Raw genomic sequence first — 15,075 nt, 5'->3', positions numbered from 1 at the left:
TCCCTCTTCACCGACACCGAATATCCGCATGGCCGCCACCTTCGAGCTTGCCAAACGCCGTCTCTCCGAATCACCGCGTGCCGGCGCTCCCCGCACCGCGCATGGGCGCCCGACCTCGTTGCGCAGCCGCGCATGGCGAATCGCATCGCTCGTCGCGTGCGTCGCGCTGTGGCAGGCGGCCGTCCAGTGGCGGCTGTCGCTCGGCATCATCACGTTCGCGAACGTGCCGGCGCCGGCCGACGCCGGGCCTGCGCTGTGGTCGCTGCTGCATTCGCCGAAGCTGCCGATGCACCTGTTCGCGAGTATCACGCGCGTGCTCGCCGGCTTCGTCGCGGCGGCATTTGCCGGCGTCGGTCTCGGGCTCGCGATCGGCCGCTATCGCGCGCTCGAAGACACGCTGCTGCCACCGCTCGAAGTACTGCGGCCGATTCCGGCCGTCGCGTGGATTCCGCTCGCGATCCTGATGTTTCCGTCGTCGGAGCTGAGCATGATGTTCATCACGTTCATCGGCGCGTTGTTCCCGATCCTGCTGAACACCGTACACGGCGCCGAGGCCGTCGACCCGCGGCTCGTCGCGACCGCACGCAGTCTCGGCACGCGCGGCATCGCACTCTACGCGGAAGTGATCCTGCCGGGCGCCGCGCCGGCGATCTTCACGGGGCTGTCGATCGGGATGGGCACGGCGTGGTTCTGCCTCGTCACGGCCGAGATGATCGCGGGTCAGTACGGAATCGGCTATTTCACGTGGGAGTCCTATACGTTGCAGAACTATCCGGACATCGTCGTCGGGATGGCGCTGATCGGCCTGCTCGGGATGGGCAGCAGCCTGCTCGTCAAGCGTATCGGCACGGCGCTCACGCCGTGGTACGCACCGCGCGGAGGCCGGCAATGACCGCGACCGCGCTTGACACCGCCGCACTGGGCCGCGTCGGCGTACGTGCGTTGACGATCGAACTCGGGCCGCCGCATGCGCGCTTCGCGGCGCTCGATGCACTCGACGTCGACATCGCACCCGGCGAATTCGTCTGCGTACTCGGCCCGTCCGGGTGTGGAAAGTCGACACTGCTCGGCGCACTCGCCGGACACGTCGCGGCGACGCACGGCGAGATCGTCGTCGACGGCGAACCAGTCGACCGCCCGCATCCCGATCGCGGGCTCGTGTTCCAGCAGCACACGCTGTTTCCATGGAAGCGCGTGATCGACAACGTCGCATTCGGCCTGAAGATGAAAGGCGTGCCTGCGCGAGAGCGTCGCCGCGAAGCCGCCGCGCTGCTCGAACTCGTCGGGCTCGGCGACTACGGCGCGCACTACCCCGCGCAGTTGTCCGGCGGCATGCAGCAGCGCGTCGAGATTGCCCGTGTGCTGATCAACCGGCCGCGCATCCTGCTGATGGACGAACCGTTCGGCGCGCTCGACGCGCAGACGCGCCGCAGGATGCAGACGCTGCTGCTCGACATCTGGTCGCGCATCGGGACGACCGTGCTGTTCGTCACGCACGACATCGAGGAAGCGCTGTTTCTCGGCGACCGCATCCTGATGCTGTCGCCGCGGCCCGCGCGCATCGTCGCCGACATACCGGTGCCGCTCGCACGACCGCGCACCGACGACAGCACCACCGAACCCGCGTTCGTCGACATCAAGCGCCGCTGCCTTGCGCTGTTGCGCGACGCTGTTTGATCGCGCGCCCCTCACCGCTCCGAATCTTGCCCATGACCGCTTCTTCTCCTGCTTTCCCGCTGCCCGGCGCGCTCGATCCCGACCTTGCCGACCTCGTCGCGCGCATCGCTTCGCCCGACTCACCGGTGCGCCGCATTGCACTCCTTGAACTCGCCGATCTCGAGGATCCCGATCTCGTGCCGGTATTCGTTGCGGCACTGCGCGACGACCCGGCGGCCGACGTGCGCGGCGAGGCCGCACGCGTACTCGGCGCGTGGGAACAGCCCGACGTCGTCGACGCGCTGTGTCACGCGCTGCTCGACCCGGACGACGGTGTACGCGCGACCGCTGCTCAAAGCCTGTCCGAGCTGAAGGACGTCGCCTCCGGTGCCGTGCTGTGCGGCTGGGCCGAACGGCCGGAGCCGTTCGTGCTCGGCGCCGTACTGCGCGGGTTGCGCGAACTGCGCGACCCCGACGCGTTCGCGCCCGCCCTGCACGCGCTCGACGCGGCGGCGGCGGCCGTACGAGCGGAAGCCGTCGCCGTGCTCGGGTGGCTCAAGGACCCTCGTGGGCTAGCGCCGCTCGCACGCGCGGCGACTGCCGACGCCCATGCCGACGTGCGACGCATCGCGGTCGGCGCGGTCGGATTCGCGGCATCGAGCGACACGGTCGTCGTGGCCGCGTTGCTTGCGGCGCTGCGCGACGCCGAATGGCCAGTTCGCGAGGAAGCGGCCACGACGCTCGGCAAGCTGCGCATCGTAGCCGCACGCGCGTCGCTCGTTGCCGCGCTCGACGACGATTACTGGCAGGTGCGATTGCGTGCGGTGCGTGCGCTCGGACAGTTGCGCGACGCTGCAGCAGCACCGGCCGTCGTCACGCTGCTCGCGCATGCGATCAGCAACCTGCGCAAGGAGGCCGCGCTCGCGCTCGGCGAACTGCGCGATCCCGCGACGTTGCCCGCATTGCATGACGCGCTGGAGGATCGTGATCCCGAAGTCCGCAAGGCCGCGCGGATCGCCATCGCGCAGATCGAAGAAGACGTACGATGATCGCGCCGACCGAGATCCTGCTCGACCATGCAGCCCGCACGTTGACGCTGCGCTGGCCGGATGGCAATACGCAACGCATCGGCTATGCGCAGTTGCGCAACGATTGTCCGTGTGCCGCGTGCAGGAAAATCCGGTTCGACGGCGGCAACGTTCGCGCGCAAGCGGACCTGACGCTGGATGGCATCGACGCGGCCGGCTACGGCATCCGGCTGCTGTTCGGCGACGGTCATGTTCGGGGCATCTATCCGTGGCCATATCTGGCGGATTTGGTGAATTTGGTGGATTTCGCCACCGCACACGCAGCGACGACACGTACCGACGGCACGCGCTCCGAGCACGCCTCGAACCTGGATCGCCTGCCCGAATCCGCGTACGCGTCCGTCTAATCGCCAGCCACGCGGCATCCGCCCGAACACGCGCGGCGCGGAACGGCTTCGTGCGTCGCTACGCCCGTTGCCGTCCGTCGCCCGCGCCTCGGTGGCGAGATCGACCGCGCCCGGTCCACATCGACAACAGCACCGCACACGCCGGTGCAATCGCAAACGTACCGAACGCCGCCAGTGCAGCCGAGCGCACGCCGTCGACCGCGCCCGGGTTCGTCAGCCCGGCCGCATTCGCGATCACGCCGGCCAGCGCGGTCGCATACAGCTGAACGGTCGTGATCGACGACGACGCGAGCGTTTCCTCACCCGGCCGAGCCGCGGAAAACACGCGCGCCAGCAAATGCGGCCAGCTCAGCTCGATACCGAAGCCGACCGCCGCAAGCGCGATGCCGTACACGACGGCACCCTGCACCGCGCCGCGCCACGCGTCGAGCGGTATCGTTGCAACCAGCACGAGCAGCGCGGCCAGCACGACCACCGGGCTGAGCCGGATCAGCCGGTCTGCGCCGTCGTCGCCGTGCCCTGCACTGTACAGCGACGCGAGCGTCCAGCCGGCCACGAGCGGCGTCATGCCATGGATGATCTGCAGGAAGTACGGCACGAAGATCTCCGTCGTCATCGCCGCCATCAGCAGGCTCATCACCGCGTAGATCGCGCCAAGCGGCGTCGCCAGCGGATACGCGCCGGACGGCAACAGCAGCCCGACGACGATCCCGAGCACATTGATCGGCACGCCATGCGACAACCCGCCCGCCGAGATTGCAAGCACCGACAGCACCAGCAGCGCGATCGCACTCACTGGCAGCCGGTTGCCCAGCAGGCGCTCGCGCGAGCCGCGGACATCGACCGATCGAACCGCCCGTGAGCCGCGCCCGTTAGTGCAAGCCGTCGTCACTCAGCGGCCAGCACCCTTTTATTTCGTGATGTGTCTTGCCGAGCCAGCTGTCGACCAGAACGAATTCACGCACGCTCCACGTAATCGGCGCAATCGCGCGCGGCCGGAATCGGTTTTCGCTGTACAGCAACGTGACATGGGGTGTGAAGTGCTTGCCTGATGCACGAAACCCGGCCCAGTTGAGCGCGTCGACCAGTTTCTGATGGAACGCGGTCAATGCACTCGGCGCGATATCCGGGGTCAGCACCCACGGGAAATTCCCCGGCCGGCCTGTGAAGCTGAGGATCCGATCGAACGTCACGTCGAACGGCGCCACGTGAATGCGTTGCGCTGCCATGCACGCACGTGCGGCGATGCCCGACGGCACCCGCATGAACGGCCCGAGCGACTGCAACGTGATGTGAAAACGGTCGGTGTCCTGCAACCGGCCTCCGACGAGCAACTGGGCCTGCAATCGGCCGGCCTGGTCCGCGATACGCGCAGCGGTATCCGGATCAGGCTTCACCGCGAAAAACAGGTGATGCTCCAGCCGGCCCGCTTCGATTCCGGGTAGTGTCAGTTGGGTCATGGCAGCAAGGAAAATACGCCGAGGATGACGCTTCCATTATGGTCAATCGGACGACCCTGTGCCTGCGACATGAAAAAACGCCCGGCAGGTTCCCCTGCCGGGCGTTTCGCATCATTCGGTGCCGTGATCCGTTACCGGGGCATGCCCGGGCGCCGGATCATTCCCACTCAATCATCAACAGTACCTGCTTCGCCTTATCTGACGGGGCCTCATGGTAATTCGATCGCATCGATACCACGAAAAATACCATTTCGAGCCAGGATCAGCGTTTAACAGGCTCCAGGCCGTTTTCCGCGCGACGCACGTTGACATCGTCTATGAGTTCAGCAAGTTCCGAAGGCCTGTGAATATTGCGCAGGATATCTCCGCCTTGGCGGTGAATCACGAAGGCGCCCCCGCGTTGGATCGCGCTATCCGCCGCCGCAATGACGCTCGCGAAGGCGATAGTGTTCTTGCTGTTCTGAAGGTCGCTCCACACATCGGTTTCGATCAGCAGATTTTTTTCGTCGAATGCAACGGACACGCTCATTGTGGCTCGCTCCTACTACTTTGAAATATTAGGGGCGGCGACAATAACATGAATTGAACGTATTCGCAGCGTCTTCGATGAGCGCTTGCGCGGCGACCGCGCCGCAGACTACGCGGCCGTCCCCTTGGCCGGTTTTGGCCCGGGCTCGGCGTGCACCAATCGGCAGGATAGAGGTTGAGAAAGCTACGCGCCTCGTCCGTATACCGTTAACGCGCAACGGCGTTTGGAACCCACAGGCGGATTTGGCCCTGATTCCGGCGCGGCAAGAATTCGACCGCTTGCGCTCGGCTAGCGTGATGTTCGTCGTCATCCGCCGGATGCAACGAGTGCGGCGCAGTTGAACACAACAAATTTGTTGGGTAAAATCCCCCCATGTCTTCGCAAGCTCTTATCACCAACGACCGCCAGGCCCGGGAAGTCACGGGGCTCATCGAGGAGATGTCGCGCGCGACCTCGTCCGAACAAGTGCTCAAGTCGGTGGTCAGCGGCCTCCCCCCTGAGGTCATGGCGGGTGTCCAGCGCGCCTTGACCGCAGAGCGCTCAGAACTCACGGCGATGCTGGATGCTTACCTGGAAGCCAAGCGTGGCAATCTCGCGCTGCTTAAGGCGCGGGCGCAAAACGATTTGGGCGAGATGCTTATCGTGGCCCGGATTGCCAAGGGCTGGTCCCAAAAGGATCTCGCGCGGCAGATTGGCCTACGTGAGCAGGCTGTCCAGCGCTACGAAGCGGATCGCTACCGCTCCATCAGCCTGGCCGGCTTCGTTCGGCTGGCCAAGGCGCTAGGACTGAATCTTTCCGCCGATATCTGTCCCAATGCTACCGCCCCCTGGATGTCACCGCCTTCGCTGGATGTTTCCGCCGAACAGGCCCAGAAGGTGTTGAAACATGCGCGGGAGCATGGCTGGCTGGAAAACACCGACTCCGATGAGAATGCCCTGAGCCAATTGGTGCGCTATGTCGCAGAGCACGTGGGAAGCCACGGAAAGCCCTCATTGTTCCGAACCGGCCTGGTCGTCGAGCACCACGCCGATGACTGGTCGCTGCTTTGCTGGAAGGCGCAGGTCACGCGTCGCGCCAAGGCGACCATCGACTCACGGAAGATCAAATACCGCCCCCTCGACATGGCATGGCTGAAAAACCTTCCCGGCCTGAGCGCAGTCAAGGACGGTCCGCTTCTTGCCCGAGACCTACTACTGGCCCACGGCATCGTGGTCGTCGTCGAGCGCCACATTCCAGGCATGAAGGTCGATGGGGCAGCGTTCCTGGTCGATGAAATTCCGGTGATCGGCCTGACGCTTCGCCGAGACGCACTGGACAATTTCTGGTTCACGCTGCTGCACGAGGTAGCGCACGTGATCCTCCACTATCGGACAGGCCTAGCTGCTGGCTTTTTCGACAATATCGAAACGCGGGAAGTCGACGAGATGGAGGCGGAAGCTGATCAGTTCGCCGGTAACCTGCTCATCCCGCAGGAGCTCTGGTTGCGCTCGCCCGCGCGTATTGCGAAGACGGCCGACACCATCGAGCGCTTCGCACAACGCCTCGGCATCTCTCCCGCTGTGATCTTTGGCCGTATCCGGATGGAGCGGCAGAATTACGCAATATTTTCAGACAAGATTGGTTCAGGTCAGGTTCGTAAGCTGTTTTTTCAACAGTAGTCGGAGGTTCTGAATGCATGAGGGTTCGAAGGTCCTGTATTGCCCCGCATTGCGTCTAAAAGCTGGCGAGCTGGCTGGCGTAAGGGAGCTTGACGATGGGGTCGCGCGGCACGTCCTGCCCCGCTTTATCGTCCCGCCAGCGGCCGATCGTGGCGATACGCCCCAGCAGCGGCTCTTCGACTCCAAGTGTTGCGTGCCGGACGTGGGCGGTCTTCTGAGCGGTCACTGGCTAGGCCGGCGGGCATTCGTCGACTTCTCTTATCTCATTCCCGAATGCGGGGCTGCACAGAGCGAAGCATGGTTGCCTCCGATCTTCGCTCGCACCAGGTCGCTCCGCGTCCGAGCGATTCCCTTCGTACCGGCAGATAAGCTGGGGCCCGGACTGATTGCCGCCGTAAAGAAGATTTTGCCCGCCGACGAGACGCTCAAGCTCGGGATAAGCGTGCGATCGGGCGACCTGGAAGATCCTCAGCTCGGGGAAACGTTCCGCACGATCCTGAGTGAACTGTCTCTGGAGTTCCGCGACTGTGCCGTCTTCGCCGACTTCACAGACGCGGACTTTTCAGAGTTCCAACTGGTGAGTCCGATTATCGGTTTTGCTCTGGAGGCGTTGCAGGATCTCGGCCCCTGGCAGCTTATCGTCTTTCAGGGTACTCACTATCCCGAAAAAAACCCCGCCACCCAAGCAGGCCAGACGGTAGCGTGGCCCCGCAACGAATGGCATGCCTGGCACAACGCCGTAAAGTTCGACGCCAATACAGCTGAGCACCTGATCTTCGGCGATTACGCCGCGGACTGCGCAAAGATGAATTTCAAGAAAGCTCGTGCTCAAGCGATTCGCCACTATCGCTACGCGACGCCGACGGACTGGCTAATCGTGCGCGGCGACAATGGTGGCGGCGATTCGCGCATCATGACCGACATCTGCCAAAGGATCGTCGACAGCGGCCAGTTCGCAGGGGCCGACTTTTCGCTGGCGGATCGGTACATCCGCGATAACGCCACTGATGGAACCAACCCGGGCAATCCGCAGATCTGGCGTCAGGTCAAGGCGTCCAAGACATGACGCTCAACTGAGAGCTGCCCCCGGTTTAACCGCATCCTAGAAGAAATGCTACTAGCTGCAGAGGTTTGCCGCATTAATCTTTGGTCGAGTGGTCGGCCAAAGCGGAAAGTTGCGGATCCTCCTACCGGTACCGACGACGAGCGACGGCTTCGCTTACTCTCCAAAGCGTTTTGTTGGTGTGGCCGTCCAGCATGTTCCGATAAGATTTGCTGTACCGGTCAGACACCGAGCGAATTCGCCATGCCGAAATCATCCGCATCCACGGACCACCCGATTTTCACCAGCATCGAGCACGAGATCATCATCCTGTATGCCGTTTGGGACATGATTGGCGAGATGGCCAACTTCGATATGTTCGAAAAGCTTGCGAGCCTCGAGAATACCAACCTCATGTTCTCAACCTCAACGCACACCCGCCTCTTCAACGTGCTACTCGTGGATTTCCTCTCGTCGCCGCAGAAAGATAGATCACGTGGGGCACTACCTTTCGGATTGCCACCCACACCGAAAAGCGGCAGACCCTCCGATAACACCTACCTGTACTACCTACGCGAGATCTGTAAAAGCCCAAGATTCGGCGGGGACACAGGACAGCTCTTCAGCGCCGTCAAATCCTTTTGCGATTGGCTCGACACTGAGTGTCTCGTCGAGAAGGTCTGGCTCGCCGAAATCTCGGTATCGGTCAATGTGCGCGCTTCCAGACTTTCGCTACTGAAAATATGCGGCAACATCGGCAAGCACAATTTTTCGAGACTTGAAGCCAATGTCGGTGAAATTGCGCGAATTCTCGCAAGCAGTGGCGCGCCAATCGACGAACAGCAAGCTTTTCTCGCACTCCCGTCCTTTTACGAATGGTTCCATCGAAATTTTTTCGTCTACCACTCGAGCACAATCGCGGAATTTCTGAACAACCTGAGATGGGCAATATTCAGATATCTTCAGCAGGAGTTTTCGCGCTCCTACATCAACAGGCCCGCTGGCAGAACGCGGATTACGGTGCCGCCATTTTCCGGGCCTTCCACATCTATGGAACCCCAGAGATCACTCCAATCTTCGAGCAGGCGACCGGTGCCACGGTTCAGGTGGTATACACGCTCGCGATGATCCTCGGAGGGGCGGCCAAGCGCCACGCCTACACAAGTCCAACACAGGACTACTCAGCCTTCGGTGTGTCCGCCACGATGCGCGACGCCTTTTTCCAGCGTATAGCCGCAACTTCGGAGCAGATCCGCGAAGAACTCCGAGCGCTTCAGCGTTACGATGAGACATGGGCATACACCTGGAATGCACTTGAAAAATACCCGTTGATTCGCCTCAACGTCAGCGGAACCCCGGGTTTGTGCTGTCCGCTGCCTGACCTTCTGCTGCGTCGGGTAACCGAAGGGCTGTTCTACGACCTACTCAACACGGACAAACACTTCGGTGATCGATACGGCCGAGCCTTCGAACGATACGTCGGTCTCGTGCTCTCCGAACTCTTCGATGAGAGTACGTTTACCGTCGTGCCAGAGCAGGTCTACATGGTCAAAAAGAACCAGAAACACGGTGTAGACTGGATCGTGAGTGATGCAACCGGCAATCTATTCCTGGAATGCAAGGCTCGCCGGATAGGGCAACAGGCTAAGGAAGCCATGGCCGGTGCGGCTCTCGAAGCTTCGATCGATGAGCTTGCGCGCGTCGTGGTTCAACACTACCGGAACATCGACGACGCTGTTAGCGGCCTGACGAAGTGGTCGCCGAATGGATTGCCGGTTTATCCCTTTGTGGTGACCTACGAGGACTGGTACCTCTTCGCGCCGCACGTCGTCGATCTGCTGATCATACCCGTTCGCCGACGCCTCGTTGAAGCGGGGTTGGCGCCGAACCTGATCGAAACAATGCCCTTTTTCGTGACATCCATCGCGGAGCTCGAAAAGGCGGGCCAAGCTATCGCATATCTCGGTATCAGGCGCTTCTGCGAGGCATGTTCCTTGAGTGCGCATCGTCATTTCAAGCTCAGCGATTTTGCATCGACGGAGTTTCCCAACGAGACCATCGCCTATCGGCCCTTGCTGCAGGAAAGCTGGCAAGCAATCTTTTCCCATATTCCCCACGTCCTCGAACAGTTGCCCGTTCAACCGGCATGACGACCACCGCATAACATCGGTCGTCATGCACTTGCCTGGCAATTGCGAAGCATTCATCCTGAAGCGCGCCCCTTACTCGAAGCGCTCATCCGAGATGCGCGCATGGCTTAGTTCCTGTTTGCGCTCCTCTTCAATAACATTACCTAGTCGACGCCGGTTCTGCTCTACAAAAGACATCACACTGGATGGAACAAGACCATCCAGTGCATCTAATAACCTGGCATTGCCCTCAATCAAGACTGCACGTGACCCACTCCACGATGTAGGCGAAAATCGGTCGATGAACGCTGCCAACACCGGTTTGCAGTCAGGTGCATGCTTAAGCAGCAAGCGGGCCTGCTCCGACCATGCCAGTCCTTCGCCGTCCGCAGCGCGAACGGCAAACTGTACCAGTCCTGCAGCCAGCGCATAGCGCGACGCCGGGTGCTGCGCACACCATGTCAGCAATGCGTCATTCGAAATCACATCGGCCGTACGTCTAAAGTGTGAGCGCGCCTCTCGAAACGCAAACACCCGTCGGTCCAATTCTTCCAAACCCACTGGAAATAATGCGTTCAGAACCGGAACGGGATGCAGTTGCAGCAGTGCACACGTCAACTCATCGTGATTGGTCCAGTGGGTCCGGTATTCCGCAACCGCCGCACCGAGGCGTTCCGCAACACCCGTCGCCACCGCCTCCCCGTCCAAAGATACACAGCACAACTTGACGATTTCTGCGAGACGATGATCCTGCCCAGCGGCGTGCCGCTCAAACTCCACTCGCTCAAGCAGCTCTCGTCCCACCTCTAATACCTGTGGATCAAGACTTCGTTTGGCCGAGCTGTCTGAGTAAAGCCGCATTTCGAGAATTTCGAGCGCGACATCAAGCCCGTGTTCCTGACCGGCGACCAGCTCGACCAGCTCCCGAAAATCCTCGCCGGCCAATGGATCGGCGCCTGACGCGGAACACAACGCACGGTACGTATGAATCGGACTTCGTCCCTGATGAAGCGCGCGCCTCAGTCGGCTCACTGCCCGATCATCCAGATCGACCGCTGATTGCAACATCGGGAACAGCCGGGTAAACGATGCATTTTCAAGCGCAGAATCCAGAACCCAATGCGCCATGTCCCGATTGTGCTCCCATAGCCAGTGTACAAAACCACGATGAACCGAGATATCGATGGTTTGAGCTTCTACGGGGATCGAAGTAGCCAGCGTCGTCCACAGCGCAAACGGATCAGTTGCTCCGCTCGCAAGCCCCTGCCCAAATCGCCAGGCACGTAGGCCACCTTCCATCAAGTCGGGCAACAGTTCATCGAGAACCAGAGGAGCGACGGCAACGGCCTGGCCCAGGTCATACGCGAGCTGATCCAAGCGCTGCAGAATGACGCCGATATCCCGCACAGGATCCAGGCCTTCAAGTTCGGCCGGGTCGCCCCATGTTCTACCCAATGCGGATGCGCGAACCTGATCGGCCAGACTCGACGGCCTCAACTCGATCTCGATCGCGGAAAGCTGCGCCTTAATATCAGACGGCATCGAGCCGCCATCATAGAGGAGTGCCTCCCGGCAAGCCGCCCACGCCTCGCGCCAGAATCTGCCCCTGGAGAACAGGCGAATCAACCTCGCCAACTCCTCGTGTGCCCCCGAAACAGACCACAGTGCGCGCAAGTTGTCCGCCACTAGCGACATCAGGCTGGATTCCAGACTGGCGTCGCACTGCGCCAAGCGCTCGATCAGTTGTAATCCGCTCACGTACCAGTGACGGACATCGTTACGGGTCCGTGCTTCGTACCCATAATCCCGCGATTGTGAGCCAAACCCGAACGAATGGTGCGAACTGAAAAAGCCCGTCTGCACCACCCTCTTTAGCGCCTCGATACCCAACGGCCGGTCAGCTTGAACAAGCCATTCGATCGCCTCCAGCCGTTGTTCAATCGTCGCATGGGTGCCCGAAAGACATATCGGAAATAGCGAAAGCAAGGTTTCTGACGCAGAGGAAAGATCCCCTTTTTTCTCTGGCTCAAGTCTCAATCGAACCAGCACCCGAATGCAGCGTTCAAAAAACTGCGCGTCGTATGCCAGCGAACGCGACAGGGAAATCGCAAGGCGTCGGACAGCAGTTGACCATGCCACCGTACCGCCACACTCCCGTTCGAGAACGGAAAGAACAGCGTCCGGCACAACAGGCGCTATGTTCGTGAACATAGCCTGCCTGTCATCGTCCAACGTACGGAAATCGCTCAACAAACCGCCCGGCATCAGCCAGTTCTGTGCAATCTCCACTGCGACCGGATGATCATGCAAAAACGACAGGCGCCGGGAAAACGAACGGGCAAGTCGCGCGTTACCACCCGCCAGCAGATGCTGATCGATGATCTCGAATGGCATATCATCCAAAGCATGGCGAGCGAGGCGATTCGCGATAGCGTGAGGCAGTACTGCCCGCCACGGTCCGCGCGCCTGCACGAGATCACGTCGACGTAACTCGCTTACATGCCGGAATACGGTGCGGGGCGTCTGGTCAGCCAGGTTCGCCAGGTGCGGCAATTCAGACTCATCCTGGCTGATCCCCTCGCCCCAGAACGAATAGATGAGGGAGCAGGCTTTTGCCGCGGCCAGCAAGCCCTCGTCCGGGTCATGGCGTTGACGGAACAGCCGGAGAAACAGCTCTTCGTTGGTCAGGCCAGAGATCGATTCCGTCACTTCGACAGTCTCAGCCAGCGCGATCGCAATGCGGGCATTGCCACTCGATGCTTCAGCAATCGTGCGGGCGTTAACCTGAGACAACGTCTTATACCGCCGGAGCAGTAATTTTTCGATCAACCCAATCGATGATGTCTCGAGGGCGACAACCTGCGTACCTTCTGGCTGATCTTCGCGGACGTCATACTCGACTGTGATCACGCCAAGCTGGCTCCCGGGTACCCGACACAGCTCAGCAAGCTGCTGATGCAGGCTCGGTGGGCAGTTATCTATCACCATGATCGCCCGCGTTCGCGTCGCGACCAGTTGGGAAGCGAGTCCGATCGCCGCCGGATTGATCGAATCTGGAAGGCTTGTATAGATGGCGAGCGAAGGGGGCAACGCCCGCGTTCCGATACGCGCATCGAAGAGTGTCTGGACAAAGCGCGTTTTCCCCACTCCAGATAGACCGACCAGGCGAACGACCTTTCCAGGCTGGGCCAGCGCATCTCGCAGTGCGTCGATACCTTCATGAACCGCAAGCGTGGATTGCCCGAGATGCAGACGCAGCGCGTCGTCCAGCAGATATTCGGACTGGACGTCTTCGGTCGGCGAACTCCATGCGCCGTACGCTCGCCATCCGACCAGCGGCCTACCGATACGCTCTCTCATCCATGTCGCAACACCGGGATGCGACCGTATCCAGGTTGCGATTCGGGTCCGGTCATAAAAATCCGTATGCAGCTGGTCCGCACCTGTCACCTCAGCCAATGCGTCGCGCATCGCAGACCGACGGCTACGCAAGCCCGTCTCCGCGGTCGAGCCATTGGCGCTAACGATCACATACGCACCGGACGAACTAGCCAATTCAGAAATGACGGGACGTATGCTCCCGCCCGGCCGCATTTCGCTTGTAATGGCGGTCCGGGCCATGTCCGGCTTTTTGACCTGAAACCCCGTCGCCGCCCGTGGGATAAATCCCGCAATTTCGATGTCAGGCGGGAGATTGACTCGCACATCCAGACCACCGTCTTTCGCTGTCTGGCTTCCACCCCACGTTACCGCAGCAGGAGACAGCCCTCGCGATGCAAGCTCAGCTTCGCATAGACGTCCGATTAACTCACGAAGATCCGTGTCGTTAAGCTTCTGGATATCATCGGGTTCGACGTCAAACATGGAGGGGTACGCGCGTATGAGGTTGCTCATTTTAGACCGTGATGCCGTCAGCCATTAACCTCTGCATAGTTCCGGGTCGTTGCGTGCTCGCATCTCGCTGCGCCTTGTCCGGCAGAAACTTTATCGACCTGCACGCTGTACTGCACTATATTTTCATGAGGTGTACCACCCGCGCACTCGAGAGGTCTGACAGGAGCGCACATGAGTATTTTCAGTTCATGGAACAAGGCTTTAGTCGGCAAACCCTGGATACGGCTGGACGATGCCGGCACCATCCTGGCCGGAGGCTCTCCGAGATCAGGTGCGCCGCGCAGCATGCATTTCCGGGCCGATCAGGACCATTGGCTCTCGCTCGTCACGGATGCCATCGCGCGTGGCGTCATTTCCACGACGGAACACCACGGTATGCGGTATGTACGTCAGGCCGACTTACGGCGCTGGTGCGAAGCAGCTGGTACACCGTGGAAAGTACCCCACCACCCTGGCGAAGGCGACGCGTCGCCGGACGGTGCAGATGATCCGCCTCCCGTGCCCATTCCTGACCAGAAAGATAGCGAGGGGGATCCCGATACGCTGGACCCCCGCGAACAGACAACGCTGCTCGTCCTCGTCGCCGCTGCAGCTCGTGCAGGAAAACTCGATCCCGTCGCCATCGAACGCGCGTCTAACGCGCTCGGAGTTACCCTATCTCGCCGAACCATCAACAAGCATCTCGCCCGCATCGACGATGCCATCGAGCGGCGGAAAGACATCAGCCGCTAAGATATCTCAAAGAGCTGGTTCATCACGTCGCCGCACCTCCCCAGGCAGCGCGACACGCGGGCGCTCCTGATGAAATAGGGGATTTTTCGCTATTTCACCTGCTATAGCACCTGGTACCGCCCGATTTCGCCGAATCTGGTTGCATCGCGATGCAACGGCATCCTGCCGTCTGACGCGCCCTGATCTTCCAGGAGCGGCCCATGACCTTCTCTTCCCAGCACGCATCCCTTCCCCGCGCACTCCAGCAGTTCGACCAGTTGCCCGATGCAGCTCATGTGGACGTGCGTACCGTTGCCGGCCTGTTCGGGATCTCCGTCCCGACGGTGTGGCGGCACGCCCGATCGGGCAAGTTGCCCGCCCCCAGGAAGATCGGGGCATCCACCCGGTGGAACGTTGCGGAACTTCGAGCAATCCTGTCGGCGAATTTACACATGCAACGCTGAACCCGTAAGCGCCGTGACGCCATGATCTGACTGTGGCGCCAGGCGCCTGGCGTCGCACAATCCCAGCCGTTTGCGACAGGCTCTGCGGCCAAAGCC

13 protein-coding genes and 1 pseudogene are annotated in these 15,075 nt (G+C 61.2%); 9 read left to right on the top strand and 5 right to left on the bottom strand.

Annotated features, from left to right (window positions below):
- The first annotated feature begins 28 nt into the window (after nt 1-28).
- The 4 genes and pseudogenes from BX604_RS34735 to BX604_RS34720 all read left to right on the top strand — a co-directional run.
- Entirely contained in the window at nt 29-892 is an 864-nt protein-coding gene (locus BX604_RS34735; RefSeq protein ID WP_098555909.1) for an ABC transporter permease, read from the top strand.
- A complete protein-coding gene (locus BX604_RS34730) occupies nt 889-1,677 on the top strand; it encodes an ABC transporter ATP-binding protein (protein ID WP_098555906.1) in 789 nt (262 codons plus the stop codon). The genes BX604_RS34735 and BX604_RS34730 overlap by 4 nt, the downstream gene beginning before the upstream one ends.
- Nucleotides 1,678-1,709: 32 nt before the next feature.
- A complete protein-coding gene (locus BX604_RS34725; protein WP_098555903.1) occupies nt 1,710-2,705 on the top strand; it encodes a HEAT repeat domain-containing protein in 996 nt (331 codons plus the stop codon).
- Nucleotides 2,702-2,974: pseudogene (locus BX604_RS34720) on the top strand (gamma-butyrobetaine hydroxylase-like domain-containing protein); the annotation flags it as partial. The gene BX604_RS34725 and the pseudogene BX604_RS34720, both read left to right, overlap by 4 nt.
- A 175-nt stretch (nt 2,975-3,149) precedes the next feature.
- Here the strand turns inward: BX604_RS34720 and BX604_RS34715 are convergent.
- The 3 genes from BX604_RS34715 to BX604_RS34705 form a co-directional block, all read right to left on the bottom strand.
- The gene (locus BX604_RS34715; protein ID WP_179894945.1) at nt 3,150-3,887 is read right to left on the bottom strand and encodes a hypothetical protein; all 738 of its coding nucleotides are present in this window, start codon (nt 3,885-3,887) and stop codon (nt 3,150-3,152) included.
- Nucleotides 3,888-3,963: 76 nt separating this feature from the next.
- Nucleotides 3,964-4,551 carry an RNA 2',3'-cyclic phosphodiesterase gene (gene thpR / locus BX604_RS34710; RefSeq protein WP_098555898.1) on the bottom strand — a complete coding sequence of 196 codons (588 nt, stop codon included), beginning with the start codon at nt 4,549-4,551 and terminating at the stop codon, nt 3,964-3,966.
- A gap of 262 nt (nt 4,552-4,813) precedes the next feature.
- Nucleotides 4,814-5,080, bottom strand: coding sequence for a hypothetical protein (locus BX604_RS34705; protein WP_098555896.1), 267 nt, complete (start codon nt 5,078-5,080; stop codon nt 4,814-4,816).
- 372 nt (nt 5,081-5,452) lie between these two features.
- On the opposite strand from BX604_RS34705, the gene BX604_RS34700 reads away from it, so the two are divergent.
- Together BX604_RS34700 and BX604_RS34695 are read left to right on the top strand one after the other, a co-directional pair.
- A complete protein-coding gene (locus tag BX604_RS34700) occupies nt 5,453-6,739 on the top strand; it encodes a helix-turn-helix domain-containing protein (RefSeq protein ID WP_098555893.1) in 1,287 nt (428 codons plus the stop codon).
- A 13-nt stretch (nt 6,740-6,752) separates the two neighbouring features.
- Nucleotides 6,753-7,805, top strand: coding sequence for a beta family protein (locus BX604_RS34695; RefSeq protein ID WP_098555890.1), 1,053 nt, complete (start codon nt 6,753-6,755; stop codon nt 7,803-7,805).
- Between the two features lie 708 nt (nt 7,806-8,513).
- Here BX604_RS34695 and BX604_RS39255 read toward each other — a convergent pair.
- Complete coding sequence (locus tag BX604_RS39255; RefSeq protein ID WP_179894944.1) at nt 8,514-8,666, bottom strand: hypothetical protein; 153 nt, start codon at nt 8,664-8,666, stop codon at nt 8,514-8,516.
- 56 nt (nt 8,667-8,722) lie between these two features.
- On the opposite strand from BX604_RS39255, the gene BX604_RS34685 reads away from it, so the two are divergent.
- Nucleotides 8,723-9,931, top strand: a complete 1,209-nt coding sequence (locus tag BX604_RS34685) for a hypothetical protein (RefSeq protein ID WP_098555884.1) — start codon at nt 8,723-8,725, stop codon at nt 9,929-9,931.
- Between the two features lie 72 nt (nt 9,932-10,003).
- On the opposite strand, the gene BX604_RS34680 is transcribed toward BX604_RS34685, so the two are convergent.
- Nucleotides 10,004-13,774 carry a hypothetical protein gene (locus tag BX604_RS34680; RefSeq protein WP_143748169.1) on the bottom strand — a complete coding sequence of 1,257 codons (3,771 nt, stop codon included), beginning with the start codon at nt 13,772-13,774 and terminating at the stop codon, nt 10,004-10,006.
- A gap of 201 nt (nt 13,775-13,975) precedes the next feature.
- Between BX604_RS34680 and BX604_RS34675 the strand changes: the two genes are divergently transcribed.
- Together BX604_RS34675 and BX604_RS34670 are read left to right on the top strand one after the other, a co-directional pair.
- A complete protein-coding gene (locus tag BX604_RS34675; protein WP_106351818.1) occupies nt 13,976-14,536 on the top strand; it encodes a hypothetical protein in 561 nt (186 codons plus the stop codon).
- 200 nt (nt 14,537-14,736) lie between these two features.
- Nucleotides 14,737-14,979, top strand: coding sequence for a helix-turn-helix transcriptional regulator (locus BX604_RS34670; RefSeq protein WP_098555875.1), 243 nt, complete (start codon nt 14,737-14,739; stop codon nt 14,977-14,979).
- Nucleotides 14,980-15,075 lie beyond the last annotated feature (96 nt).

Source organism: Burkholderia sp. JKS000303, assembly GCF_002563755.1.
Classification (GTDB): Bacteria; Pseudomonadota; Gammaproteobacteria; order Burkholderiales; family Burkholderiaceae; genus Burkholderia; species Burkholderia anthina_B.
Note: the sequence above shows the minus strand (reverse complement) of the source record. Positions and strands in the feature narration are given on the sequence as shown.